The 25,373-nt window shown below is 70.0% G+C and carries 25 protein-coding genes; 12 read left to right on the forward strand and 13 right to left on the reverse strand.

Features of this window, described 5'->3' with window-relative positions; all coding sequences use genetic code 11:
* Nucleotides 1–19 precede the first annotated feature (19 nt).
* From ACZ60T_RS07140 to ACZ60T_RS07150, 3 genes are read left to right on the forward strand one after another with little or no spacing between them, the layout of a single operon-like run.
* Nucleotides 20–1,468 carry an extracellular solute-binding protein gene (locus tag ACZ60T_RS07140; protein ID WP_469665083.1) on the forward strand — a complete coding sequence of 483 codons (1,449 nt, stop codon included), beginning with the start codon at nucleotides 20–22 and terminating at the stop codon, nucleotides 1,466–1,468.
* On the forward strand, nucleotides 1,465–2,367 hold the full coding sequence (locus tag ACZ60T_RS07145) for a carbohydrate ABC transporter permease (protein WP_469665085.1): 903 nt from the start codon (nucleotides 1,465–1,467) through the stop codon (nucleotides 2,365–2,367). Before ACZ60T_RS07140 ends, ACZ60T_RS07145 begins: the two co-directional genes overlap by 4 nt.
* A 1-nt stretch (nucleotide 2,368) precedes the next feature.
* Nucleotides 2,369–3,208 carry a carbohydrate ABC transporter permease gene (locus ACZ60T_RS07150; RefSeq protein WP_469665087.1) on the forward strand — a complete coding sequence of 280 codons (840 nt, stop codon included), beginning with the start codon at nucleotides 2,369–2,371 and terminating at the stop codon, nucleotides 3,206–3,208.
* Between the two features lie 45 nt (nucleotides 3,209–3,253).
* Here the strand turns inward: ACZ60T_RS07150 and ACZ60T_RS07155 are convergent, their stop codons facing one another.
* Nucleotides 3,254–4,279, reverse strand: a complete 1,026-nt coding sequence (locus tag ACZ60T_RS07155) for an ATP-dependent 6-phosphofructokinase (protein WP_365622517.1) — start codon at nucleotides 4,277–4,279, stop codon at nucleotides 3,254–3,256.
* A 293-nt stretch (nucleotides 4,280–4,572) separates the two neighbouring features.
* Between ACZ60T_RS07155 and pta the strand changes: the two genes are divergently transcribed.
* The 3 genes from pta (at nucleotide 4,573) to pyk (ending at nucleotide 9,442) form a co-directional block, all read left to right on the forward strand.
* On the forward strand, nucleotides 4,573–6,666 hold the full coding sequence (gene pta, locus ACZ60T_RS07160) for a phosphate acetyltransferase (protein ID WP_365622515.1): 2,094 nt from the start codon (nucleotides 4,573–4,575) through the stop codon (nucleotides 6,664–6,666).
* Entirely contained in the window at nucleotides 6,663–7,886 is a 1,224-nt protein-coding gene (locus tag ACZ60T_RS07165; protein WP_469665089.1) for an acetate kinase, read from the forward strand. The genes pta and ACZ60T_RS07165 overlap by 4 nt, the downstream gene beginning before the upstream one ends.
* A 128-nt stretch (nucleotides 7,887–8,014) precedes the next feature.
* The gene (gene pyk / locus ACZ60T_RS07170) at nucleotides 8,015–9,442 is read left to right on the forward strand and encodes a pyruvate kinase (protein WP_469665091.1); all 1,428 of its coding nucleotides are present in this window, start codon (nucleotides 8,015–8,017) and stop codon (nucleotides 9,440–9,442) included.
* Between the two features lie 81 nt (nucleotides 9,443–9,523).
* On the opposite strand, the gene ACZ60T_RS07175 is transcribed toward pyk, so the two are convergent.
* The 4 genes from ACZ60T_RS07175 to ACZ60T_RS07190 all read right to left on the reverse strand — a co-directional run bounded on the left by ACZ60T_RS07175 (nucleotide 9,524) and on the right by ACZ60T_RS07190 (nucleotide 13,836).
* Nucleotides 9,524–10,822 (reverse strand): hypothetical protein, encoded by a 1,299-nt coding sequence (locus ACZ60T_RS07175; RefSeq protein WP_469665093.1) that lies wholly within the window; start codon nucleotides 10,820–10,822, stop codon nucleotides 9,524–9,526.
* 37 nt (nucleotides 10,823–10,859) lie between these two features.
* Nucleotides 10,860–11,486: a DUF6114 domain-containing protein gene (locus ACZ60T_RS07180; protein WP_469665095.1), complete on the reverse strand. Its 627-nt coding sequence runs from the start codon at nucleotides 11,484–11,486 to the stop codon at nucleotides 10,860–10,862.
* Between the two features lie 102 nt (nucleotides 11,487–11,588).
* Nucleotides 11,589–12,239, reverse strand: coding sequence for a DUF6230 family protein (locus ACZ60T_RS07185; protein WP_365622505.1), 651 nt, complete (start codon nucleotides 12,237–12,239; stop codon nucleotides 11,589–11,591).
* A 622-nt stretch (nucleotides 12,240–12,861) separates the two neighbouring features.
* Entirely contained in the window at nucleotides 12,862–13,836 is a 975-nt protein-coding gene (locus ACZ60T_RS07190) for a tetratricopeptide repeat protein (protein WP_365622503.1), read from the reverse strand.
* A 267-nt stretch (nucleotides 13,837–14,103) separates the two neighbouring features.
* On the opposite strand from ACZ60T_RS07190, the gene ACZ60T_RS07195 reads away from it, so the two are divergent.
* Nucleotides 14,104–14,730, forward strand: coding sequence for a TetR/AcrR family transcriptional regulator (locus ACZ60T_RS07195; RefSeq protein WP_469665098.1), 627 nt, complete (start codon nucleotides 14,104–14,106; stop codon nucleotides 14,728–14,730).
* A gap of 28 nt (nucleotides 14,731–14,758) precedes the next feature.
* Here ACZ60T_RS07195 and ACZ60T_RS07200 read toward each other — a convergent pair whose 3' ends face one another.
* The 3 genes from ACZ60T_RS07200 to ACZ60T_RS07210 form a co-directional block, all read right to left on the reverse strand.
* Nucleotides 14,759–16,459, reverse strand: a complete 1,701-nt coding sequence (locus ACZ60T_RS07200; RefSeq protein WP_365622499.1) for an acyl-CoA mutase large subunit family protein — start codon at nucleotides 16,457–16,459, stop codon at nucleotides 14,759–14,761.
* A gap of 116 nt (nucleotides 16,460–16,575) precedes the next feature.
* Nucleotides 16,576–16,914, reverse strand: coding sequence for a DUF3817 domain-containing protein (locus ACZ60T_RS07205; RefSeq protein ID WP_365622497.1), 339 nt, complete (start codon nucleotides 16,912–16,914; stop codon nucleotides 16,576–16,578).
* 55 nt (nucleotides 16,915–16,969) lie between these two features.
* Nucleotides 16,970–17,479 (reverse strand): MarR family winged helix-turn-helix transcriptional regulator, encoded by a 510-nt coding sequence (locus tag ACZ60T_RS07210; RefSeq protein WP_365622495.1) that lies wholly within the window; start codon nucleotides 17,477–17,479, stop codon nucleotides 16,970–16,972.
* A 126-nt stretch (nucleotides 17,480–17,605) separates the two neighbouring features.
* Between ACZ60T_RS07210 and ACZ60T_RS07215 the strand changes: the two genes are divergently transcribed.
* On the forward strand, nucleotides 17,606–18,037 hold the full coding sequence (locus ACZ60T_RS07215; RefSeq protein WP_469665102.1) for an SRPBCC family protein: 432 nt from the start codon (nucleotides 17,606–17,608) through the stop codon (nucleotides 18,035–18,037).
* A 60-nt stretch (nucleotides 18,038–18,097) separates the two neighbouring features.
* Here ACZ60T_RS07215 and ACZ60T_RS07220 read toward each other — a convergent pair whose 3' ends face one another.
* Nucleotides 18,098–18,394 carry an MTH1187 family thiamine-binding protein gene (locus ACZ60T_RS07220; RefSeq protein ID WP_365622491.1) on the reverse strand — a complete coding sequence of 99 codons (297 nt, stop codon included), beginning with the start codon at nucleotides 18,392–18,394 and terminating at the stop codon, nucleotides 18,098–18,100.
* Nucleotides 18,391–18,735, reverse strand: a complete 345-nt coding sequence (locus ACZ60T_RS07225) for a DUF3817 domain-containing protein (protein WP_469665104.1) — start codon at nucleotides 18,733–18,735, stop codon at nucleotides 18,391–18,393. Before ACZ60T_RS07225 ends, ACZ60T_RS07220 begins: the two co-directional genes overlap by 4 nt.
* Before the next feature lie 222 nt (nucleotides 18,736–18,957).
* On the opposite strand from ACZ60T_RS07225, the gene ACZ60T_RS07230 reads away from it, so the two are divergent.
* The 4 genes from ACZ60T_RS07230 to ACZ60T_RS07245 all read left to right on the forward strand — a co-directional run bounded on the left by ACZ60T_RS07230 (nucleotide 18,958) and on the right by ACZ60T_RS07245 (nucleotide 21,593).
* Nucleotides 18,958–19,590 carry an AIM24 family protein gene (locus ACZ60T_RS07230; protein WP_469665544.1) on the forward strand — a complete coding sequence of 211 codons (633 nt, stop codon included), beginning with the start codon at nucleotides 18,958–18,960 and terminating at the stop codon, nucleotides 19,588–19,590.
* A 1-nt stretch (nucleotide 19,591) separates the two neighbouring features.
* The gene (locus ACZ60T_RS07235; protein WP_365622487.1) at nucleotides 19,592–20,242 is read left to right on the forward strand and encodes an AIM24 family protein; all 651 of its coding nucleotides are present in this window, start codon (nucleotides 19,592–19,594) and stop codon (nucleotides 20,240–20,242) included.
* 38 nt (nucleotides 20,243–20,280) lie between these two features.
* Nucleotides 20,281–21,027, forward strand: a complete 747-nt coding sequence (locus tag ACZ60T_RS07240) for an AIM24 family protein (RefSeq protein ID WP_469665545.1) — start codon at nucleotides 20,281–20,283, stop codon at nucleotides 21,025–21,027.
* 89 nt (nucleotides 21,028–21,116) lie between these two features.
* Complete coding sequence (locus ACZ60T_RS07245) at nucleotides 21,117–21,593, forward strand: MarR family winged helix-turn-helix transcriptional regulator (protein ID WP_469665106.1); 477 nt, start codon at nucleotides 21,117–21,119, stop codon at nucleotides 21,591–21,593.
* A 43-nt stretch (nucleotides 21,594–21,636) separates the two neighbouring features.
* Here ACZ60T_RS07245 and ACZ60T_RS07250 read toward each other — a convergent pair whose 3' ends face one another.
* The 3 genes from ACZ60T_RS07250 to ACZ60T_RS07260 form a co-directional block, all read right to left on the reverse strand.
* Complete coding sequence (locus ACZ60T_RS07250; protein WP_469665108.1) at nucleotides 21,637–22,884, reverse strand: MFS transporter; 1,248 nt, start codon at nucleotides 22,882–22,884, stop codon at nucleotides 21,637–21,639.
* Nucleotides 22,885–23,066: 182 nt separating this feature from the next.
* A complete protein-coding gene (meaB, locus tag ACZ60T_RS07255; RefSeq protein WP_469665110.1) occupies nucleotides 23,067–24,023 on the reverse strand; it encodes a methylmalonyl Co-A mutase-associated GTPase MeaB in 957 nt (318 codons plus the stop codon).
* A 68-nt stretch (nucleotides 24,024–24,091) separates the two neighbouring features.
* Nucleotides 24,092–25,294, reverse strand: coding sequence for an acetyl-CoA C-acetyltransferase (locus ACZ60T_RS07260; RefSeq protein ID WP_365622477.1), 1,203 nt, complete (start codon nucleotides 25,292–25,294; stop codon nucleotides 24,092–24,094).
* Nucleotides 25,295–25,373: the final 79 nt, after the last annotated feature.

Here is a 25,373-nt window from a genome sequence, read left to right on the forward strand (position 1 = left end):
CGTGAGCTCGTAGGAGGTCGTGCCCGTGCGCCCCACCGACGCCCGCTCCCGCTCCACCGCCGCCAACTCCCGCTCTACCGCCGCCAACTCTCGCTCCCGCTTCCGCTCCGCTCCCCCGCTCACCGCGCTCGTCGCGCTCGCGGTCGCCGCCACCGCTCTCAGTGCCTGCGGCTCCGGTTCCGGCAGCGACGCGAACACCGTGAAGGTGTCCTTCAAGCAGTCCACGGACAACTCGATCCATGTCACGGACGACTATCTCGCCGCGGTGAAGAAGCAGTTCGAGAAGGCGAACCCCGGCAAGAAGGTCCGGCTGATCCCCATCAAGGCGCCGGACTCCGAGTACTACACCAAGGTCCAGCAGATGCTGCGGTCCCCGAAGACCGCCCCGGACCTGGTCTACGAGGACACCTTCCTCATCAACTCGGACATCACCAGCGGCTACTTGAGGCCCCTCGACCCCTATCTGGCCAAGTGGAAGGACTGGGGCCGGTTCATCGACACCGCGAAGACGGCGGCGCGGGCCGAGGACGGGAAGACGTACGGCGTCCCGGACGGCACCGACACCCGCGGCCTCTGGTTCGACAAGGGCATCTTCGAGAAGGCCGGGCTGCCCGTGGACTGGCAGCCGAAGACATGGGACGACGTGCTGGCCGCGGCGCGCGCGATCAAGCGGAAGGTCCCCGATGTCACGCCCCTGAACGTCTACACCGGCAAGCCCGCCGGTGAGGCCGCCACCATGCAGGGCTTCGAGATGCTCCTGTACGGCACGGGCGACGGCACGTCCGACCCGCTCTACGACAGGACGAGCAAGAAGTGGCGCACCGCGGGCCAGGGCTTCAAGGACGCGCTCGCGTTCGTCCGCACCGTCTACCAGGAGAAGTTGGGCCCGGACGTCTCCCAGGCCCTCGACCCCAACATCCAGACGATCGTCCGCGGTGAGCTGCTCCCCAAGGGCAAGTTGGGCATCGCGCTGGACGGATCGTGGCTGCCGCAGGACTGGTTGCCGGGCAGCGGGCACGAATGGCCCGACTGGTCGAAGAAGTTGGGGCTCGCCGCCATGCCCACCCAGCACGGCCAGGCCCCCGGCAAGGTGAGCGTGTCCGGCGGCTGGACCTGGTCGATCCCCGCGAAGGCGGGCAACCCCGACCTGGCGTTCAGGTTCATCGAGCAGATGCAGACGGAGGCGAACGCCCGTAAGTGGTACATCGCCAGCTCCGGTATCGCGGTCCGCGAGGACGTGGCCGCGGACCCGTCGTACGCGAGCGCACAGCCCGGGATCAAGTTCTTCACGGACCTGGTGAGCACGACGCACTACCGCCCGGCGTACCCCGCCTATCCCAAGGTCTCCACGGCCGTCCAGGAGGCCATGGAGGGGGTGACGACGGGTGACGCGTCGGTGGAGAAGGCGGCGCGCGACTACGACGAGGCCCTCAAGGCGGCCACCGGCAACCAGGTGACCGGCCCATGAGCGCCGCGACGGACACCACCGCCCCGGTCCGACGGGGCGTCCGCCGCCGCTCGTTGACGCGTGCGCTGCCGGTCGCCCCGGCCGTGGTCCTGCTGTTCCTGTTCCTGGCGGGCCCGATCGCGTACTGCGCGTACATCGCCTTCACGGATCTGCAGTTGACCGGGCAGGCCCACTCCTCCTTCGTCGGCCTCGCGAACTTCCGTACCGCGTTCCGGGACGAGGCGTTCCTCAACGCCGTATGGCTGACGCTGGTGTTCACGGTCCTGTCCTCGCTGGTGGGCCAGAACACGCTGGGCCTGGCGCTGGCCTCGCTCATGCGGCGGGCCTCGAAGCCGGTGCGGACGCTGACGGGCGGCATCGTGATCACGGCGTGGGTACTGCCCGAAGTGGTCGCGGGGTTCCTGCTCTACGCGTTCTTCCGCCGGGAGGGCACCTTGAACGCGGTCCTGGACTGGCTCCATCTCCCGCGCCAGAACTGGCTGTTCACCCTGCCGATCCTGGCGGTCTCGTTCGCGAACGTCTGGCGCGGCACGGCGTTCTCGATGCTGGTGTACTCGGCGGCGCTCGACGACATCCCGAAGGAGATCACGGAAGCGGCGGAGGTTGACGGCGCGTCAGGTCCGCGTCGGTTGTGGCACATCACGCTGCCGATGATCCGCCGCTCGATCGGCACGAACCTGATGCTCAACACCTTGCAGACGCTCTCGGTCTTCGGGCTGATCTGGGTGATGACCCGCGGCGGTCCGGGCAACAAGAGCCAGACGCTGCCCCTGTTCATGTACGAACAGGCCTTCCAGAACAGCATGATCGGCTACGGCACGGCGGTGGCACTGCTGCTTCTGCTCGTCGGTTCGCTGTTCGCGCTCGTGTATCTGCGGCTGCTGCGTACGGAGGTGTGAGATGGCCTCCCCGCTCGCGTCCCGCCGCACCGGCCGCCGACTGGCGGCCGACGCCGGACTCCTCGTGGTGGCGGCGACGTTCGTGCTGCCGCTGGCCTGGGTGATCCTGTCCTCGGTGGATCCGCACGCGGATCTGCGGGTGAAGGCCCCCGACGGGCTCACCCTCGCCCACTTCACCGCCGTGCTGAAGCCGGACATCACCTTCACCCCCCTGCTCAACAGCCTGCTCCTGTGCGGCGGGGGAACCCTGCTGACGGTGGTGTGCGCGGCGCTGGCCGCCTACCCGCTCTCCCGCTTCCCCTCCCGGCTGAACCGGCCGTTCCTGCTGACCATCCTGTTCGCGACGAGCCTGCCGATCACCGCGATCATGGTGCCGGTGTACGCCCTGTACGTCCGGGTGAACCTGATCGACACCTTGCAGGGGACCGTCCTCTTCTTCGCGGCCTCCCAACTCCCCTTCGCCATCTGGCTGATGAAGAACTTCATGGACAGCGTGCCGAAGGAGCTGGAGGAGGCGGCGTGGACGGACGGCGCGAACTCGGCGCAGTCGCTGGTACGGATCGTGCTGCCGCTGATGGCACCGGGCGCGGCGGTGGTGACCGTCTTCTCGTTCGTGATGATGTGGGGGAACTTCTTCGTCCCCTTCATGCTGCTGCTCACCCCGGACCAGATGCCCGCGTCGGTGAGCATCAACGAGTTCTTCGGCAACCGCGGCATGGTCGCCTACGGCCAACTGGCCGCGTTCTCGGTCATCTACTCGACCCCGGTGATCCTGCTGTACGTCCTCATCGCACGACGACTGGGCGGGGGGTTCGCGCTGGGCGGGGCGATGAAGGGATGAGAACGGACCCCACAAGCCCCGGAAGCCCCAGCAGCTCCAGAAGCCCTAGAAGACGGACTCCGTCTCGTCCATCCGGTCCTTGGGGACCGTCTTCAGCACGGTCACCGCCTCCGCCAGCGGCACCATCTGCACGTCCGTGCCGCGCAGCGCGGTCATCTTGCCGAACTCGCCGCGGTGCGCCGCCTCGATCGCGTGCCAGCCGAAGCGCGTCGCCAGCACCCTGTCGTACGCGGTCGGTGTGCCGCCGCGCTGGATGTGGCCGAGGATGACCGGCCGGGCCTCCTTGCCGAGCCGTCTCTCCAGCTCGTAGGCCAGCGCGGTGCCGATGCCCTGGAAGCGCTCATGGCCGTACTGGTCGATCTCGCCCTTGCCGTAGTCCATCGTGCCGTCGGCGGGGTGCGCGCCCTCGGCGACGCAGACCACCGCGAACTTCTTGCCGCGGGCGAAGCGTTCCTCGACCATCTTGACGAGATCGGTGGGGTCGAAGGGGCGCTCGGGCAGACAGATGCCATGGGCACCGGCGGCCATGCCGGACTCCAGGGCGATCCAGCCCGCGTGCCGCCCCATGACCTCGACGACCATCACGCGCTGGTGGGACTCCGCGGTGGTCTTCAGCCGGTCCATGGCCTCGGTGGCCACGGTCACCGCGGTGTCGAAGCCGAAGGTGCGGTCCGTGGACGAGATGTCGTTGTCGATCGTCTTGGGGACGCCGACCACGGGCAGGCCCGCGTCCGACAGCATCCGCGCCGCCGTGAGCGTGCCCTCGCCGCCGATCGGGATCAGCGCGTCGATACCGAAGTCGCGGATCATGTCCGAGGCGTTCTCACAGGCCTCGCGGAGACGGTCGCGCTCCAGGCGTGAGGAGCCGAGGATGGTGCCGCCGCGGGCCAGGATGCCGCTGACCGCGTCGAGGTCAAGGCTTCGGTAGTGGCCGTCGAGCAGTCCTCGGTAGCCGTCCTCGAAGCCGATCACCTCGTCGCGGTAATGCGTGACCGCACGGTGCACCACTGACCGGATCACTGCGTTCAGGCCCGGACAGTCGCCGCCTGCGGTGAGTACTCCGATGCGCATCGTGCTGTTTCTCCTGCTCGCTGTGGATTTCGGTGACCCAGTCCGATTGTTTCACGGCAAGCGGCAGGTGGCGTGGGCTGACAACACCGCCCTGACGGGCGCCCTAACCAGCGCCAAGGGTATTGTCAAGAGGGTCCCACTCACCCGTATGGGGAGAATTTTTACGGGACCCACAACCCCATATGCACCGCATATACGCATCACCCCATACATGCGTCCGGAATCGGTTTCGTGGAGTGCCTCGGGGGCCCGCCCGAGGCCTGCCACCCCGAGCGACGAAACGGAGATCACGCGTGACGCGCAGCGTGTACGTGACCGGGATCGACCGCGGCGACGGCCGCCAGGTCGTGGAGCTGGGAGTCATGGAGCTCCTGACGCGCCAGGTCGACCGTGTGGGGGTCTTCCGCCCTCTCGTCCACGACGACGGACCGGACCGTCTCTTCGAACTGCTGCGCGCCCGCTATCGGCTCTCCCAGGACCCGGCGACCGTCTACGGCCTCGGGTACGAGGAGGCGTCCTCGCTCCAGGCGGAGCGGGGCACGGACGAACTGGTCGCGACGCTGGTCGACCGCTTCCACCGGGTGGCCCGCGACTACGACGTCGTCCTCGTCCTCGGCACCGACTACGCCGACACCCAGCTCCCCGACGAACTGGCCCTCAACGCCCGGCTCGCCAACGAGTTCGGGGCGGCCGTCATACCCGTGGTGGGCGGACGCGGCCAGAGCGCCGAGTCGGTGCGCGCCGAGACGCGCAACGCCTACCGCGCGTACGCGGGCCTGGGCTGCGACGTGCTCGCCATGATCGTCAACCGGGTCGCCGCCGAGGACCGCGACAAGATCGCCGAGCGGCTCGACTCCCGGCTCCCGGTGCCCTGTCACGTCCTGCCCGACGAGCCCGCTCTCTCGGCCCCCACGATCGCCCAGATCACCCACGCCCTGGACGCCCGGGTCGTGCTCGGTGACGACGCGGGCCTCGCGCGGGACGTGCTCGACTTCGTCTTCGGCGGCGCGATGCTGCCGACCCTTCTCGCCGCCCTGACCCCGGGCTGTCTGGTGGTGACCCCGGGCGACCGCGCGGACCTGGTCATCGGCTCGCTCGCCGCGCACAGCGCGGGCAACCCGCCGATCGCCGGGGTGCTGCTCACCCTGGACGAGGTGCCCGGCGAGGAGATCCTCGCCCTCGCCTCCCGGCTCGCCCCCGGCACCCCGGTGCTCTCCGTCCCCGGCAACAGCTTCCCCACCGCCGCCCGCCTCTTCGCCCTGGAGGGGAAGCTGAACGCGGCCACCCCGCGCAAGGCGGAGCGGGCGCTCGGGCTCTTCGAGCGGTACGTCGACACCGCCGATCTCCTCACGCGGGTGTCCGCGCCGAGCAGCGACCGGGTCACCCCGATGATGTTCGAGCACAAGCTGCTCGAGCAGGCCCGTTCCGCGCGGCGCCGGGTCGTGCTCCCGGAGGGCACCGAGGAGCGCGTGCTGCACGCGGCCGAGGTGCTGCTGCGCCGCGGCGTCTGCGACCTCACGCTGCTCGGGCCCGTCGACCGGATCCGCAAGAAGGCCGCGGACCTCGGCGTCGACATCGGCGACGCGCAGCTCATCGACCCGGCCACCTCCGAACTGCGCGACACCTTCGCCGAGAAGTACGCCGCGCTGCGCGCCCACAAGGGCGTCACGGTGGAGCTGGCGTACGACGTGGTCGCCGATGTGAACTACTTCGGCACCCTGATGGTCCAGGAGGGCCTCGCCGACGGCATGGTCTCGGGGTCCGTGCACTCCACGGCCGCCACCATCCGGCCCGCCTTCGAGATCATCAAGACCCGGCCCGACGCGAAGATCGTCAGCTCGGTCTTCTTCATGTGCCTGGCCGACAAGGTGCTCGTCTACGGCGACTGCGCCGTGAACCCCGACCCGAACGCCGAGCAGCTCGCCGACATCGCCATCCAGTCGGCCACCACCGCCGAGCGGTTCGGGGTCGAGCCGCGGATCGCGATGCTCTCGTACTCCACCGGTACGTCCGGCTTCGGCGCCGACGTCGACAAGGTGCGCGAGGCGACGGAGCTGGTGCGCCGGCGCCGCGACGATCTGAAGATCGAGGGTCCGATCCAGTACGACGCCGCCGTGGAGCCCACCGTCGCGGCGACCAAGCTGCCCGGCTCCGCGGTCGCGGGACAGGCGTCCGTACTGATCTTCCCGGACCTCAACACCGGCAACAACACCTACAAGGCCGTGCAGCGCTCGGCCGGCGCCATCGCCGTCGGCCCGGTCCTCCAGGGTCTGCGCAAGCCCGTCAACGACCTGTCCCGGGGCGCCCTCGTCCAGGACATCGTCAACACCGTCGCCATCACGGCGATCCAGGCCCAGGCCCCGCAAGGGAAGGCGACCGCCCAGTGAGCCCGTTCCGCGTCCTCGTCCTCAACTCCGGCTCCTCGTCGCTGAAGTACCAGCTCCTGGACATGCGGGACCACGCCCGGCTCGCCGTGGGCCTCGTCGAGCGCATCGGCGAGCAGACGTCCCGGATCACGCACACGGTGCCCGCCACGGGCGAGACCCGTGAGCAGAACGGGCCGATCGCCGACCACGAGACCGCTCTCAAGACCGTCGCGGAGGAGCTGGACCGGGACGGGCTCGGGCTCGACTCACCGGACCTGGCCGCCATCGGCCACCGCGTCGTGCACGGCGGCATGTTCTTCACCGAGCCGACCCTCGTCGACGACGCCGTCATCACCGAGATCGAGCGGCTCGTCCCCGTCGCACCGCTGCACAACCCGGCCAACCTCACCGGCATCCGTACGGCCATGGCGCTGCGCCCCGATCTGCCGCAGGTCGCCGTCTTCGACACGGCGTTCCACACGACCATGCCGGAGTCCGCGGCGCGCTACGCCATCGACGCCCGGATCGCGGACCGCTACCGGGTGCGGCGGTACGGGTTCCACGGCACCTCGCACGCCTATGTGTCCCGGGCGACCGCCGCGCTGCTCGGCAAGCGGCCCGAGGACGTCAACGTCATCGTGCTGCACCTGGGCAACGGGGCGTCCGCCTCCGCGGTCAGGGGCGGCCGGTGCGTGGACACCTCCATGGGGCTCACCCCGCTGGAAGGCCTGGTGATGGGCACGCGCTCCGGCGATCTGGACCCGGCCGTCATCTTCCATCTGCAACGTGTCGGCGGAATGTCCATGGACGAGGTCGACACTCTCCTCAACAAGACGAGCGGTCTGTTCGGGCTGTGCGGGGACAACGACATGCGGGAGATCCTGCGCAGGATCGACGAAGGCGACGAGGAGGCACGGCTCGCCTTCGACATCTACATCCATCGGCTGAGGAAATACATAGGCGCCTACTACGCGGTACTCGGCCGGGTGGACGCGGTCGTCTTCACCGCGGGGGTGGGCGAGAACGCGGCGCCGGTACGGCAGGCCGCCATCGCGGGCCTGGAGGGGCTGGGCCTGGCGGTGGACGGCGATCTGAACGCCGTACGCGACGACGAGCCGCGGCTGATCTCGCCCGCGTCCGCGCGGGTGGCGGTCGCGGTGGTGCCCACGGACGAGGAATGGGAGATCGCCACACAGACCTATGCGCTGATCGGAGCGGATCAGAAGCGGAAAGGAAGCTGACCGCAAGGCGATCGGAAGCTGACCGGAAAGGGAACTGACGTCTGAGCGACCGTCCGCCCATTTGTATCGCTCTGTATGGCCCGTCAGACGGAATATTCCGAAGCGAAACAAACCGATAGGATCGCGCCATGCGCCGTTCGAAAATCGTCTGTACTCTCGGCCCCGCGGTCGACTCCCACGAAATGCTCGTCGCGCTGATCGAAGCCGGCATGAATGTCGCCCGCTTCAACTTCAGCCACGGCTCGCACGAAGAGCACCAAGGACGGTACGACCGCGTCCGTGGCGCGTCGACGGAGACCGGCCGGGCCGTCGGTGTCCTCGCCGACCTCCAGGGTCCGAAGATCCGGCTGGAGACCTTCGCCGAGGGCCCGGTGGAGCTGGTGCGCGGTGACGAGTTCGTCATCACCACCGAGGACGTGCCGGGCGACAAGTCGATCTGCGGGACGACGTACAAGGGGCTGCCGGGCGATGTCAGCAAGGGCGACCAGGTCCTGATCAACGACGGCAACGTCGAGTTGAAGGTGCTGGACGTCGACGGCCCCCGGGTCAGGACGACCGTCGTCGAGGGCGGCATCATCTCCGACCACAAGGGCATCAACCTGCCCGGCGCCGCGGTGAACGTCCCGGCGCTGTCCGAGAAGGACATCGACGACCTGCGGTTCGCGCTGCGCATGGGCTGCGACATGGTCGCGCTCTCCTTCGTCCGGAACGCCGACGACGTCAAGGACGTCCACCGCGTCATGGACGAGGAGGGGCGCCGCGTCCCGGTCATCGCCAAGGTGGAGAAGCCGCAGGCGGTGGCGAACATGCGGGACGTCGTGATGGCGTTCGACGGGGTGATGGTCGCCCGCGGTGACCTGGCCGTCGAATACCCGCTGGAGAAGGTGCCGATGGTGCAGAAGCGGCTCATCGAACTGTGCCGCCGCAACGCCAAGCCGGTGATCGTGGCGACCCAGATGATGGAGTCGATGATCACCAACTCCCGTCCCACGCGCGCCGAGGCGTCCGATGTCGCCAACGCGATCCTGGACGGCGCCGACGCGGTCATGCTCTCGGCCGAGTCCTCCGTGGGCGCGTACCCGGTCGAGACGGTCAAGACGATGTCGAAGATCGTCGCCGCGGCCGAGGAGGAGCTGCTCTCCAAGGGCCTCCAGCCCCTCGTGCCGGGCAAGAAGCCGCGCACGCAAGGCGGTTCGGTGGCCCGTGCGGCCTGTGAGATCGCGGACTTCCTCGGTGGCAAGGGCCTGGTGGCCTTCACCAAGTCCGGTGACACCGCGCGCCGCCTCTCCCGCTACCGGGCGACGCAGCCGGTCCTCGCGTTCACCACGGACGAATCGACCCGTAACCAGCTCACGTTGAGCTGGGGCGTGGAGCCGCATGTCGTGCCGTTCGTGAACAGCACCGACGAGATGGTCGACCAGGTCGACCAGGAGCTGGTGAAGCTCAAGCGGTTCAACTCCGGTGACATCGTGGTCATCACGGCCGGTTCCCCGCCCGGTGTGCCGGGCACCACCAACATGGTCCGCGTCCACCACCTGGGCGGCGAGAACCACTGACGCACCGACATCGAGGGCGCCCCCTGCGGACAGGGGGCGCCCTCGATGCTGTGCGGCTCGCGAACGGGCCTTGAAGGTCGCTCAGTTGGCGCCGGTGACGTACTGGTGCATGCCGGGCAGATGCAGCGTCCCGCCGAACTGACCGGCCTGGGTGATCTTCACCTTCGTGAAGTAGATCAGCGGGATGTTCAGCGGCGGCGGGCTGTCCGGGCTGAACGTGACCGGGATCAGGCCGAACAGATTGCCGGAGATGCTCTCCGTGTACATCACGGTGTCGCCGTCGCGGATGGTCGACGTCGTGCCCTTCCCGGCCTGGACGTGGTACTTCAGGCCACCGGGACCGTCGACGATCTGGTGCAGGTCACCGATGTCGGTGCCGCCCGAGACGACGTACTTCAGGGCCTTCTTGACGGTCCCGTTCGCCGTGCGGACCTGGACGACGCCCTGGTAGTCGGCGTCCTTCAGCAGCAGCGAACTGGCCTCCAGGTGCCAGGGGTCGTCGGGCAGCGCCACGGTGTCCTCGACACCGCCCTTGTCGTCCGTGGCCACGGGGCACTCGTCCGCCGAGGGGCTCGCGCTGTCGGACGGGCTCGGGGTCGTGGACGGGTCCGGGGTCGTGGACGGGTCCGGGGTCGTGGACGGGTCCGGCTGCTCGGGGTCGGGCGTCGGGCCGGGGGTCTCCTCGGCGTCGGTCCCGGGCTGCGGGTCCGGCGTGCCCGTCGTGTCCTGCGCGGGGTCGTCGGCCGTACCGGTGACGGTCTTGGCGGGGTCCTCGGCGGCGCTCTTCGTGCCGCCCTCGGTCGCGGTGGCGGAGGGGGTCGGCTCGGGGGAGTCGCTCGCCGACGGGGCGCCGCCGGGCGTGAGGGCGTCCTTGAGCGCGTTGCCGAGGTCGTCCAGCAGATTGCCGCCGCTCGCCGAGGCGGAGGGGGCCGGGTCCGGCGTCGGGGTCGGGGTGGGGTCCGGGGTGGGCGCGGTCTTGGCGCGTGCGCCCGCGTCCGCCGAGGGGACCGTGTCCGTCGCCCTCTTCGATGCCGTGTCAGGAGTGGCCGGGGCCTGGTCCGCCGAGGTCGAGGGGGCCTGGTCCGCCGTACCGGCGGAGGCCGACGTCTCGGGCGAGGCGGGCGGGGACGCGGGGGCGGACGGGTCCGGGGACTCGGTGCCCTTGTCACCGGTCAGGGCCTCCACGCAGTCCTGGTACTCGTCGGCGGTCAGGCTCCGGGCCGCCGGGTGGTCGTCGGCGGCGGCGAGCGTGGAGTTGAGTCCGAGGCCCATGAGGACCGCCGTCGGCATCGCGGCCAGGGCTATCGCCCGGCCCGCGGGCATATGGAATCTGGTGAACAGCGGCTTCCTCGGGGCCGCGTGGCGCGGCCCGGTTCTCACGCGGGACGCCTCCGCATCAGTCCCACGGGCCACCTCGTCAGCCGGCACTGTGCCTCCCGTTCGCCCCGTTCGCCGGGCTCGTTTCTGACAGATCGTTCGGCTCGCTCACCCCGTCCGCGGCTTCCTCGGGCGCGGGGGCGGCCTGGGGTGCTTCGCCCTGCCCGCCGCTGTCCTGACCGCCGCTGTCCCGCCCGCCGAGGGCCGGCTCCGCGGCCATCACCTTGGGCGCGCCGGCCATCGCCTCGGGCTCACCGGGCGCGGCCTTGGCCTCACCCGGCGCCCAGGCGACCGCCATCGCGCCGCCGATCAGGGCGAACAGGAAGCCGAACAGGAAGCCGCCGAAGTTGGAGACCGGGATGGACACCAACGCGAGGAGAATCGCCGCGACTCCCGCGAAGGTCCGTACATGCCGCTGGAACCAGAGGCTGACGCCCAGGACCACGAGCAGCACGCCGATGATGAGCGACCCTGCCCCCGCGGTGGTGGACATGGCGAGCGTGAGATGCCCGAGCTGGAGGTTCGCATACGGGAAGTACATGATCGGGAAGCCGCCCAGCAGGACGAAGAGTCCGGCCCAGAACGGACGGGTGCCCCTCCAGTCACGGAACTTCCGCCGGATGACTCGGAGGTAGTGCTCGTTCTGCCCAGGCGACTCGGCGCTCATGGAAACAGCTCCCTGGAACGGTGTTGCTGTGAGACGTACTGGTGGTGCGAAAGGGGTGGGCGGGCGAGTCGGCCACCGGGCTGCTCACCCGCCCCGGGGTGCCTAGTAGCACTCCTTGGTGCCCGTGGACAGCGACATCTTCAGACCGCTGAGCTTGAAGGTGCCGGCGGTGGTCGCCCACGCCGTCTGCTTCACGTTCTTCAGCGTCGCCGACTCGGCCTGCTGGGCGAACGCGTTGGGGTTGGCCAGCCCCTTGTCGACCTCGCCCTTCTTCATGCCCGGACCAGGACCGCCCGCGAGCGATCCGGCGGACACACCGATGTTGATGTTGTGGAACTCAGCGTCCGCGTTGAGGTCCTCGACATCGATGTAGAGGTTGTCGGCCTCGACGGGCGTGCTGCCGCCGCCCGCCTTCAGCACCAGGCTGACCGAGCCGAGTATCGGGATGTTCGGCGTCACGACCGACTGGCACATGTTCTTGATCGTGGCAGTCTTGAACGCCGAGACCGCGACCGGGTGGGCGGCCTGCTTGCCGTCGAGGGTGACCCCCTGGTCCAGGGCCCCGTACTGCGAGAAGCCCTGGCCTTCGAGCTGGTCAGCCGTCACCTTGAACGACTGGCCCGACACACTGAACGACGCGGCGAGAGCGCCCTGCGCGAGGGCGACACCTATCGCTGCCGTGGCGGCCACGCTGGGCACCATGACCACAGCGAACCGCTTCCATCTGGTCCCGCCACGCACCTGGGACTCCATATTTCCTCCTTCTCGGACGTACATCTCCTGACCCGGCTCGCTACCGGTCGGCGGCCCAGCCGGGCAGGGATGGGAGAAGTGCTACGTCCTCGGGAAGAAGAGCGCCGCGCTCGACGGCACGAACCGCGCCCGAATCACCGGCGATCACCCCCGAGCGACAACCACTGGTCGCGCCTGACACGCATCACGCACAACCTGTCGGACAGGCTCCGCCATGGCGGAGACCCCCCTGCCCAGGACCCGGTGTCACTGCCACCGGCCCCTGCTCGGTGGGGACCCACGACGTTCCGTCGACCCAACTGGCGGTCGGCGACGGTGATGGACCGAGCGTCGCCGATCGTGGTGCATTCTCGCCGCCCCCGCAAGGGGGCTCGTTACTCGCTAGTAACGGCCGGATAACCAAACAACGACTTGTCGGCATCGACCGGCAACTCTTCGTAGCGGAACGGGAGATGACGTAACGGAAGAAGTACGGACAGAAGCACACGGGTCAACAGGCCCGAGTTACTGCAAGTAACAGCGGCCGCGATTGCCAAGATTTGGCAAAGCGCGGCCGCGGTGTGCCTCCGTCGGCAATGCTCATACCCGGGCATCCCTCACCCGGGGGATGGTCAACGAGCGGTCAGAACAGCGCCCTTGCGAGCGCGCGACGCGCCGCCGCCACCCGCGGGTCCTCGGCTCCGACCACCTCGAACAGCTCCAACAGCCTCAGCCGCGCGGCGTTCTTGTCCTCACCCGCCGTGCGCTGCACGGTCTCGATGAGCCGGCCGAACGCGTCCTCCACATGACCGCCGACCAGGTCCAGGTCCGCGGCGAGGATCTGCGCCGGTACGTCATCGGGCTTGTCCGCGGCGTCCTTGCGCACCCGCTGCGGGTCCATGCCCTGCACCCGCTTGAGCAACTCGGCCTGGGCCAGGCCCAGTTTGGCCTCCGTGTTGCCCGGGTCCTCGCTCAGCACGTTCTTGTACGCCTGGACCGCGCCGCCCAGGTCGCCCGCGTCCAGGGCCCGTACGGCCGCTTCGAGCAGCACGTCATGGGGGCCCGCAGGGGGCTCGGGGGCCGCCTGGGCGCCGCCCGGCTCCGCGTCCGCGTCGACCGTCAGGCCGGTCAGACCGAAGCGCTCCTCGGCGACCTGCACGAGCTGGTCGAGGGTCGCGCGGATCTGCTCCTCGGGGGCGACCCCCTGGAAGAGCGGCAGCGCCTGCCCCGCGACGACGGCGAAGACGGCCGGGATCCCCTGGACCCCGAACTGCTGCATCAGCATCTGGTTGGCGTCGACGTCGATCTTGGCGAGCACGAAGCGGCCGTTGTACTCGGTGGCCAGCCGCTCCAGGACCGGGCTCAGTTGCTTACAGGGCTGACACCACTCGGCCCAGAAGTCGATGACGACGGGCACCTCGGTGGAGCGCTGGAGAACCTCACGCTCGAACCCCGCCTCATCGACGTCGATGACGAGATCGGCCGGGGAGACCGCCCCTCCCCCGCCCTGCCGGGCCGCTTCGGCGCGCGCCTGTTCCGCCTTCGCCTTGGCCTCTTGGGCGGCCTTCACCGCGGCGAGGTCGACGACTCCGCTCATGGACATGTTCCGTGGCTGCATGAGTACATCCTCCCCCTTCCGCAGGCCGCTGTGAAAAGCGCTGTGACGGCCGTGCCCGGCCGGTGCTCGGTCTGCGCCGGGTCCCCACCCGGCGCGCGTGGCTGTCGCTCAGGCGTGCGTCAGTGTCGTCTTGACGCCACGCTTTCGCTACGGGTCGTAGCGTAACTCCCCTGAGGGGGCGCCGTACCCCCTCGGCCGGTGATCTCCCTCACCACTTCACACCACGTACAGATACGGCCGACCACGCCGACGGATAAGGTCACCGCCATGCAGAGCCGCAGGCCCGCCGCCCGAACGGGGCGCCCTCGCAGCGCCGCCGCGGACACCGCGATCCTCGCGGCGACCCGGGAGGCGCTGGTCGAGCTGGGCTGGTCGAAGCTGACGCTGTCGGACGTGGCGACACGCGCGGGGGTCGCGAAGACGACGCTCTACCGCCGCTGGGCGGGCAAGAACGAACTCGTGGTGGACGCGGTCGCGGAGCTGTTCGACGAACTGGAGCTGCCCGACCGGGGCAGCCTGGCCGCCGACATCGAGGGCGTGGTCCTCCAGTTCGCGGCGATCCTGGACCGCCCGGAGGCCAAGAGCGGGCTGATGGCGGTGGTCGCCGAGTCGATCCGGGACGACGCCCTGCGCGCCCGTATCCGCACCTCGATCGTGGACCGGCAGAAGCGCCTGGTGCTGGAGGGCAGGGCACGGGCCACGCTGCGCGGCGATCTGCCCCAGGAGCGGGATCCGGGCGCCGCCTCCCGCGCGGCCGACCTGATCTTCGACCTGGTGGCGGGCGCGGTGGTGCATCGCACGCTGGTCAGCGCACGCCCGGCGGACGAGGCATGGGTACGCGACCTGACGCGGCTGCTGGTGCTGGGACTGGCGGGGGCGGCACGGGCCTCGTAGACCGCGCCGCCCCGTCCCACAGAGGTGGTCAGAACCCGGCGGGCTCCGCGTACACACCCCACTCGTCCCGCAGCACCCCGCAGATCTCGCCGAGCGTCGCCTCCGCGCGGACCGCGTCCAGCATGGGCTCGATCATGTTCGAGCCGTCCCGTGCCGCGCGCAGCATCGCGTCCAGGGCCGTACGCACGGCCGCGTCGTCACGCGCCGCCCGCCGGCCTCCGAGCGCCCGTACCTGCTCCCGCTCCACCTCGTGGCTGACCCGCAGGATCTCCAGATCGCCGGTGACCGAGCCGGTGGCGACGTTGACGCCCACCACCCTCTTGTCGCCCTTCTCCAGCGCCTGCTGGTAGCGGAACGCGGACTCCGCGATCTCGCCCGTGAACCAGCCGTCCTCGATCCCGCGCAGGATGCCGGAGGTGATCGGCCCGATCGGATGCCGCCCGTCGGGGTGCGCTCTCAGACCGCGCTCCCTGATCTGCTCGAAGATCTTCTCGGCGTCGGCCTCGATCCGGTCCGTCAACTGCTCCACGTACCACGAACCGCCCAGCGGATCGGCCACGTTGGCGACGCCGGTCTCCTCCATGAGGACCTGCTGCGTCCGCAGCGCGATCTCCGCCGCCTGCTCGCTCGGCAGGGCCAGCGTCTCGTCGAGGGCGTTGGTGTGCAGCGAGTTCGTGCCGCCGAGGACCGCCGCCAGCGCCTCCACCGCCGTACGCACCACGTTGTTGTACGGCTGCTGCGCGGTCAGCGAGACTCCGGCGGTCTGCGTGTGGAAGCGCAGCCACTGCGCCTTCTCGCTCTTCGCGCCGTACACGTCCCGCATCCAGCGGGCCCAGATGCGGCGCGCGGCACGGAACTTGGCTATCTCCTCGAAGAAGTCGACGTGCGCGTCGAAGAAGAAGGACAGGCCGGGGGCGAAGACGTCCACGTCGAGACCGCGGCTGAGCCCCAGCTCCACGTATCCGAACCCGTCCGCCAGCGTGTACGCCAGCTCCTGCGCGGCCGTCGCGCCCGCCTCCCGGATGTGGTACCCGGAGACGGACAGCGGCTTGTACGCGGGGATGCCGCTCGCGCAGTGCTCCATCAGGTCGCCGATGAGGCGCAGATGCGGCTCGGGCTGGAAGAGCCACTCCTTCTGGGCGATGTACTCCTTGAAGATGTCCGTCTGGAGCGTGCCGTTGAGGACGGCCGGGTCCACGCCCTGGCGCTCGGCGGCGACCAGGTACATGCAGAAGACGGGGACGGCGGGGCCGCTGATCGTCATCGAGGTCGTCACGTCGCCCAGTGGGATGTCCTTGAACAGGACCTCCATGTCGGCCGCCGAGTCGATCGCCACCCCGCAGTGCCCGACCTCGCCGAGCGAGCGCGGGTCGTCGGAGTCACGGCCCATGAGGGTCGGCATGTCGAAGGCGACGCTCAGGCCACCGCCGCCGGCCTCCAGGATCATCTTGTAGCGCTCGTTGGTCTGCTCGGCGTTGCCGAATCCGGCGAACTGCCGGATGGTCCACGTCCGCCCTCGGTAGCCGGTCGGATACAGACCGCGGGTGTAGGGGTACTCTCCCGGCCAGCCGATCCGCTCGAAGCCCTCGTACGAGTCACCCGGCCGTGGTCCGTACACGGGCTCCACCGGGTCACCGGAGAGCGTCGTGAAGTCGGCCTCGCGCTTGCGCGAGGCGTCGTAACGGGCCTGCCAGCGACGGCGGCCCTCCTCGATGGCGTCAGCGTCCATACCCTCGAATTTACTAGGACGTCCAAGTAAATGTCGACGGGAGACCGCCGTACGCATTCCGTACGGCGGTGTGTTCCGGGTCTCAGACGCCGGGCCTCACCCCGCTGAGCTGGGCGTCAGGCCTTGGCGGGCGCGGGCTCCGCCTCCGCGAAGACGGCCTCCAGCTCCTTGCTGATCGCACGCTCCACGAAGAACGCGGCCGTCGGGACCGTGCCCGCCAGCAGCACCCAGAGCTGCTTGCCGACCGGCCACTTCGCCTTGGCGCCCAGGTCGAAGGCGAAGATCAGGTAGAGGACGTAGAGCCAGCCGTGCGCGATGGCCACGACGCGGGTGAGGTCGGCGGCGCCGCTCATGTCGAGGCCGTACTTGGCGACCATGCCGAGGCACAGCAGGACCAGCAGCACACCGGTGATGTAGGCCATGACGCGGTAGCGGGTCAGCACGCTTCGTTTCATGGGTACGAGCGTAACGGCCCGTTTCGGGCGATCTTCCGGCACCCCCGGCGGGGGTTCACGCGTCCTTGAAGTCCCCTGCGGCGACCCGGAGCGGGCGCAGCATCGCGAAGATCTCCCCGCACTCCTCCGCGTCGTACGCGCCGAGCCCGAAGTCCATCGCCATCAGCTCGCGGGTGGCCGCGTCGCACACCTCGCGGCCCTTGTCGGTGATGGAGGCGAGGATGCCGCGGCCGTCGTCGGGGTTGGGCCGCTTGGCGACGAGACCGGACCGCACCAGGCGGTCGACGGTGTTCGTCACGGACGTGGGGTGCACCATGAGCCGCTCGCCGATCGTGGACATCGGCAGCTCGCCCGCCTTGGAGAAGGTGAGCAGCACCAGCGCCTCGTAGCGCGCGAAGGTCAGTCCGTACGGCTTCACGACCGCGTCGACCTCGGCGAGCAGGATCTGCTGCGCCCGCATGATGGAGGTGATGGCGGCCATGGACGGCACGCTTCCCCATCGCTGCTTCCAGTGCTCGTCGGCGCGGGCGATGGGGTCGAAGGAGAGGCTGAGGGGCTTCGGCACGGCATCGACCTTACCGGCCGGTCACGGGCCGGTCAGCCCCGTCCCGCATGGCGGTCGCCCGGCCGACAGCGGGCGCACACTGGAAGCGAAGGCCTGATGTCATGAACCGAGCGTGGGAGGTGGGCCATGAGCACCCTCGAAGAACACGTCGACATCAACGTACCGATCGACACCGCCTGGGACAGTCTTCATCAGGTGGAGAACTATCCGCGCTTCATGCGCGGCGTACGGGAGGCCCGTACGGAGACCGGCGGCCGGGCCCATCTGGACGTCGAGACCGGCGGCCCGACGCGGGAACTCGAGGCCGAGGTCTCCGACCGCGACCGGGACCGCGTGATGACGTGGCAGACCAAGGGCAGCCCGCACCTCGAGGGCACCCTCTCGTTCCAGTCGATCGACCGGAACAACACCCGGGTCCAGGCGCGTGTCGAGTACGAACCCGACGCCGTACGGGAGTCGTTCGGCGGGCCGAAGGGCTTCGCCCAGGCGAACGCGATCGAACGGGTCGTCCGCGGTGATCTGGAGCAGTTCAAGGACTACGTCGAACGGGAGCGGTGAGCAGCGCAAGACCCCGGTCCGCTTCCTGGGACCGGGGTCCTTGCTGTCAGTTCTCCCTGCTCACTCCGCGGAGAGGTAGCGCTCCACCGTCTCCACCTTCGAGGTGAGGCCGTCCGTCACGGCCGGGCGGACATCCGCCTTCAGCACGAGCGAGACGCGCGGCGCGCGCGCCTCGACCGCCGCGACGGCGCGCTTGACCACGTCCATCACCTCGTCCCAGTCACCTTCGATCGAGGTGAACATCGCGTCGGTACGGTTCGGCAGCCCCGATTCCCGGACGACGCGGACGGCGTCGGCGACGTACTCCCCCACGTCCTCGCCGACGCCCAGCGGCGTCACGGAGAAGGCGACGATCACGCGTTCACGACCCCTTCCTTACGGGCGCGGGAGGCGATGACGGCATCCTCGGCCTCGCGCCGCAGCTTGCGCTCGGCGAAGAAGCCGCCGGTCGGCAGCGCGGAGAGGACGAGGTAGAGGATGCCGGTCTTCGCGGACCACTTGGTGCGGTTCCAGGCGTCCGCCCAGAAGAGCACGTACAGGACGAAGAGGACCGCGTGGATCGAGCCCATCACGGGCACCGCGTTGAAGTCCGTGGTGCGCTTGAGCACCGAGCAGACGAGCAGGAGGAGGAAGGAGGCGGCCTCGGGGGCCGAGACCAGGCGGAGCCGTCGGAGGGCGGTGGCGGTCTTTATGTCCACGGGTCACCTTCGGTGGGAGAGTCGTCGGTTTGTGAACGCGCGCACAAGCGGCCCGCCCATTGTGACATCCGGAACCAAGCGAGCCGGACACAGGGGTGCGGGTATGGGCGGATATGGGCGGCCGGATCGACGCGTATGCCTCTCAGGGCCGGATCAGGGTCCGAATCCCCCCGTGGACCCTGTCCGCCCGCCCCGCCCGGCCGCTACCGTCACCCCGTGGCGATGTTCCGACTTCAGGACAGCAAGGTCCTGGCCGTCGACATGACCGGGGACGCCGTGAAGGCGAAGAACGGCTCCATGGTCGCGTACGACGGGCAGATGACGTTCAAGAAGCTCACCGGCGGCGGTGACGGGATACGGGGGATGGTGACCCGGCGGCTCACCGGCGAACGGATGACCGTGATGGAGGTGAAGGGGCACGGGACGTGCTGGTTCGCGGACCGGGCCGCCGAGATCAACCTCGTGCGACTTCAGGGGGAGAAGCTGTACGTCGAGTCGAGCAACCTCCTCGCGACGGACGCGGGTCTGCGGACGGGCACGACCTTCACCGGGCTGCGCGGCGCCTCGCAGGGCAACGGCCTGTTCACGACGACCGTCGAGGGCCACGGCCAGGCGGCGATCATGTCGGACGGCCGGGCGGTGGTGCTGCGGGTGAGCGCGCAGTACCCGCTGACCGTCGACCCGGGGGCGTACGTCGCACACCAGGGGAACCTGCGGCAGACGCTCCAGTCCGGGGTGACGTTCCGCACGTTCATCGGCGAGGGCAGCGGCGAGGCCTTCCAGATCCGCTTCGAGGGTGACGGACTGGTCTACGTCCAGCCCAGCGAGCGCGACACGATCGCGGGGGACCTCTGAGATGGGCTTCCGTGAGGTCAACGCGAAGATGATCGAGGCGACGGTCGTACCGGGGCAGCGTCTGTACAGCCAGCGGGGCGCGATGCTCGCCTACCGGGGCGAGGTCTCCTTCACCCCGGACATCCAGGGCGGCCAGGGCGGGGTCATGTCGATGATCGGCCGCCGGATCGCCAACGAGGCGACACCGCTGATGTCGGTCGAGGGCAACGGCACGGTGCTGTTCGGGCACGGCGGCCACCATGTCCACGTGATCGAGCTGACGGGCGACACGCTGTACGTCGAGGCGGACCGCCTGCTCGCCTTCGAGGGCACGCTGCGGCAGGGCACGATGTTCATGGGCTCGCAGGGCGGCGTGATGGGCATGGTGCGCGGCCAGGTCACCGGCCAGGGCCTGTTCACGACCACCCTCGCCGGGCACGGCGCGGTCGCGGTCATGGCGCACGGCGGCGTCTTCGAGGTGCCGATCACCCCGCAGCGCCCGGTCCATGTCGACCCCCAGGCGTATGTCGCGCACCACGGCGAGGTGCGCAACAAGCTCTCCACGGCGATCGGTTGGCGGGAGATGGTGGGCCGCGGCTCCGGCGAGGCGTTCCAGTTGGAGCTGAGCGGCGACGGTGTGGTGTACGTCCAGGCGTCGGAGGAGAAGCTGTGAGCGGCCACCCGGGCACCGACCCCGTGATCTTCGACCCGATGACGCTGCCCGCCGACGACAACGTCAACGACTACACCTTCTGCGTGGAGTTGAAGGGGAGCCAGTGGTTCCTGCAGAAGGGCAAGATGATCGCCTACTACGGCGGGATCGAGTTCAACGGCATCGGGCACGGCCCGTTGGAGCATCTGGTGCGGGCGTCGTTCCACTCGCCGCTGCACGCGAGCGACTGGGTGGTGGCGCAGGGCTCGGGCAAGATGCTGCTCGCCGACCGGGCCTTCGACGTGAACTCGTTCGACCTGGACGAGGGCAATCTGACCATCCGTTCGGGCAACCTGCTCGCGTTCCAGCCGAGTCTCTCGCTGAAGCAGTCGATCATTCCGGGGTTCCTGACGCTGATCGGAACCGGCAAGTTCGTGGCCGCGTCGAACGGTCCGGTGGTGTTCATGGAGCCCCCGATCCGGGTGGATCCGCAGGCCCTGGTCGGCTGGGCCGACTGTCCGTCCCCGTGCCATCACTACGACCACGGGTATCTGCGGGGCGTATGGGGCGGTCTGCGCGGGCTGACGGGGATCGGCGGGGCCTCCGGGGAGGAGCATCAGTTCGAGTTCGTCGGGGCGGGCACGGTCCTGCTCCAGTCCACGGAGACGCTCATGTCCGAGCAGGACAGGGGTGCGGTGCCGAACGAGCCCGGCGTGCCGGGCGGCGGGGCGTCGCACGGGCAGCAGCAGGGGGCGACGCGGCTGCCGGGGCAGCTCGGAGATCTCTCGCGCCGCTTCGGGCTGTGAGCGATAGTCTGCGAAGTGTGACGGTCGAAACATGCGCCCAGAACGTCACTCACTAGTTCACATTTCAACCTCTTAGGTAGACTTCACTCATGGACACCGAGACGGCCACGCCCTGGCTGACCGAAGCGGAGCAGTGCGCCTGGCGCACCCACCTGGAGGTCAACAGGCTGTTGACCTACCAGCTCGAAAGGGATCTCCAGCCGTTCGGTCTGACCATGAACGACTACGAGATCCTGGTGAACCTCTCGGAGTCGGAGGGCCGGCGCATGCGCATGAGCGACCTCGCCGCCGCCACCCTCCAGTCCAAGAGCCGCCTCTCGCATCAGATCACCCGTATGGAGAACGCGGACCTGGTCCGCCGCGAGAACTGCGAGTCCGACCGCCGAGGCCTGTTCGCGGTGCTCACGGACCACGGCATGGAGACGATGGCGAAGGTCGCGCCCCACCACGTCGCCTCCGTACGACGCCACTTCATGGACCTGCTGTCCGCCGAGGACATGAAGCATCTGCACGCGTCCCTGCGTCCGATCGCCGACCACTTGCGCGGGCAACGCGGCAAACCGTGACGACCGGTTCCGGGCCGCCCTCGCGACGGCCCGGAACCCCGAGTTACGGACGCCCGCCCTCGGGCAGCGGCGACGGCCTGCGGGCCCGGCTCGTGGACCCCAGGCACAGCCCCAGGCCCACGGACGCCAGGGCCACCGACCCCGACAGCGCGAAGCACAACGCCAGCGGCAGATGCGCCACCAGCGCGCCCACCGCCGCCGAACCGCCCGAACCCCCCGCGTTCACCGCCGTGTTGACCCACGCGCCCGCCTGCGTACGGAAGCCCGGCGGGGCGGACTCGTCCGCGACCAGATACGCCGTCGTCAGCGCCGGGGCGATGAAGAACCCCGCGCAGGCCACGACCACCGTGAACACGCCGAGGCCGGGCGCGAGTCCCGCCACGGCCAGCACCAGCCCCAGGGCCGCCGCCGACAGGGACAGCCGTACCCGCGCGGGGATGCCCGTCAGGGCGCCGTTGAGCAGACCGCCCACCGCGCTGCCCGCCGACAGCGCCGCGAGCACCCAGGCCACGACGCCACCGCCGTGGTGCCGCTGCTCGGCGAAGGCCATGACCAGGAGTTCCACGGCGCCGAGCGCCAGCCCGACCCCGGCCGCCACGGCCACCGGCTGCGCGACGGCCCGCCCGCCGCGCACCCGCCCCGCACCGCCGGACCCGGCGGCCCCGTCCGCCGCGGGCCGCAGCCGGGCGACCGCCGGGGAGGTGACGAAGGCGGCGGTACCCGCCCCGACGAGCAGCGCGCTCAGCGCCACCCCGGCCGCGGGCGGCAGGACCTGGACGAGCGCGCCGACGACCAACGGCCCGCAGACGAACAGGACTTCCTCGGCGACCCCGTCCAGGCTGTAGGCACGTCGCAACAGCTCACTGTCGTCGAGGAGTTCGCTCCACACGGCGCGCATCGTGGGCCCCAGCGGGGGCGTACAGGCGCCGGCCGCGACGGTGACCACGCCGAGGACCGCGAGTGGTGCGCCCGGCCGCCATGCGACGACAGCGAGCAGGGTGAGCAGCGCCGCGTACAGGCAGGCCATGGGGACGAGGGCCCGGCGTGCGCCGTACCGGTCGATGAGAGCCGCCCTCGCGGGCGACAGGAACACGCTCGCGGCCCCGAACAGGGCCAGGAGCGTCCCGGCCGCGGCGTACGACCCGGTCGCCCGGGTCAGGGCGAGCAGCGCGGAGAGCGAGACGGTCCCGTACGACAGCCGGGCGACAAGGGCGGCGCCGAAGGTGCGGCGGGCGTACGGGACACGGAGGACGGCGGCATACGAAGGCCGCCCGGAAGAAGGCGTGGACACGCGGGAGTTCCTCGGGAGAAGGCAACAGGGGACGCCGAACGGCCGCGACGACCACGGTCGTTCACCGTGTGTCGAGCGCGGGCCGGGGCGGGCCCTATGCCAAGAGGAGGAACATGCGGGTCAAGTTACCAACGTCGACCGGGCGTCGGCCACGTACTTGTGGTCGGCCACTGCCCGGCGGCTCAGTTGTTCGTCAGGCCCGCGACCAGTTCGTCCGCCGCGCGGTAGGGGTCCAGGTCCCCCGCCACGATGCGTTCGGCCAGCGCGCCGAGGTGGCGGTCGCCGTGCAGGTCGCCGATGCGTTCGCGCAGGGCGGTCACCGCGATGGTCTCGACCTCGTGGGCGGCGCGGGCCAGGCGGCGTTCCATGAGGACCCCGCGCTCCTCCATCCACGCCCGGTGCTTCTCCAGCGCCTCGACGACCTCCTCGACGCCCTCGCCGCGGGCGGCGACCGTCTTCACGATCGGCGGGCGCCAGTCGCCGGGGGACCGCGCCTCGCCGAGGCCCAGCATGTGGTTCAGCTCGCGGGCGGTCGCGTCCGCGCCGTCGCGGTCGGCCTTGTTGACGACGTAGACGTCGCCGATCTCCAGGATGCCCGCCTTCGCGGCCTGGATGCCGTCGCCCATCCCGGGGGCCAGCAGCACCACCGAGGTGTCGGCCTGGGAGGCGATCTCGACCTCGGACTGGCCGACGCCGACCGTCTCCACCAGGATCACGTCGCAGCCCGCCGCGTCCAGGACGCGGATCGCCTGCGGGGCGGCCCAGGCCAGGCCGCCCAGATGCCCGCGGGTGGCCATCGAGCGGATGTAGACGCCGGGGTCCGAGGCGTGCTCCGACATCCGGACGCGGTCGCCGAGGAGCGCGCCGCCCGAGAAGGGCGAGGAGGGGTCGACGGCCAGGACGCCGACCCGCTTGTCCTGCTTGCGGTACGCGGTCACGAGCGCGGACGTGGACGTGGACTTGCCGACGCCCGGGGACCCGGTGAGGCCCACGACGTAGGCGTTGCCCGTCAGCGGCGCGAGGGCCGCCATGACCTCCCTGAGCTGTGGGGACGCCCCCTCCACCAGGGAGATCAGCCGGGCCACGGCCCGCGGCCTGCCTTCCCTGGCCTGGGCCACCAGTGAGGAGACGTCCTGCATCACAGCTCCGTTCGACTCGATACGTACAGAATGCTCGGGCCCTCGGTAGCTCGGGCCCGCCGGGCGGCTCAGGCCTTGGGAACGCGCACGATCAGCGCGTCGCCCTGGCCGCCGCCACCGCACAGCGCCGCCGCGCCGACCCCGCCGCCGCGCCGCCTCAGCTCCAGCGCGAGGTGGAGGACGAGCCGGGCGCCGGACATGCCGATCGGGTGGCCGAGGGCGATGGCACCGCCGTGCACATTCACCTGTTCGGTGGAAACTCCCAGGTCCTTCATTGACTGCACGGTGACGGCCGCGAACGCCTCGTTGATCTCGATCAGGTCGAGATCCGAGACCTCGAGGCCCTCCTTCTTCAGCGCGTGCAGGATCGCGTTCGACGGCTGCGACTGCAAAGAGTTGTCCGGTCCGGCGACGTTGCCGTGGGCGCCGATCTCGGCGATCCACTCCAGGCCCAGCTCCTGCGCCTTGGTCTTGCTCATCACGACGACGGCCGCGGCGCCGTCCGAGATCTGCGAGGAGGTCCCGGCCGTGATCGTGCCGTCCTTGGTGAACGCGGGGCGCAGCTTCGCCAGCGACTCCACCGTCGTGTCGGCGCGGATGCCCTCGTCCTTGCTGAAGACGACCGGATCGCCCTTGCGCTGCGGCACCTCGATCGGGGTGATCTCCGCCTCGAAGACGCCGTTCTTCTGGGCGGCGGCGGCCCGCTGGTGGGACAGGGCGGCGATCTCGTCCTGCTCCGTGCGGCCGATGCCGAGGCGCGCGTTGTGCTTCTCCGTGGACTCGCCCATGGCGATGCCCTCGAAGGAGTCGGTCAGGCCGTCGTGCGCCATCGCGTCGAGCATCTGCACCGCGCCGTACTTGTAGCCCTCACGGGACTTCGGCAGCAGATGCGGGGCGTTGGTCATGGACTCCTGGCCGCCCGCGACGATCACGTCGAACTCACCGGCGCGGATGAGCTGGTCCGCGAGCGCGATCGCGTCGAGGCCCGACAGACAGACCTTGTTGACGGTCAGGGCCGGGACACTCATCGGGATGCCGGCCTTGACCGCGGCCTGGCGCGCCGGGATCTGCCCCGCCCCGGCCTGGAGCACCTGCCCCATGATCACGTACTGCACCTGGTCGCCGCCGATCCCCGCGCGGTCCAGAGCGGCCTTGATCGCGAAGCCGCCGAGATCGGCTCCGGAGAAGGACTTGAGCGAGCCGAGCAACCGCCCCATCGGCGTACGGGCGCCGGCGACGATCACTGAGGTCGTGCTGTTCGTTCCTGACATGAGCTGCGATCCCCTTCCGGCCTGCACAGCCGAGGAGTGAACGAGGGTTTACATCGAATGTACTGAGCGGTACCGCACC

It is taken from the genome of Streptomyces sp. NPDC104371 (genome assembly GCF_055583785.1).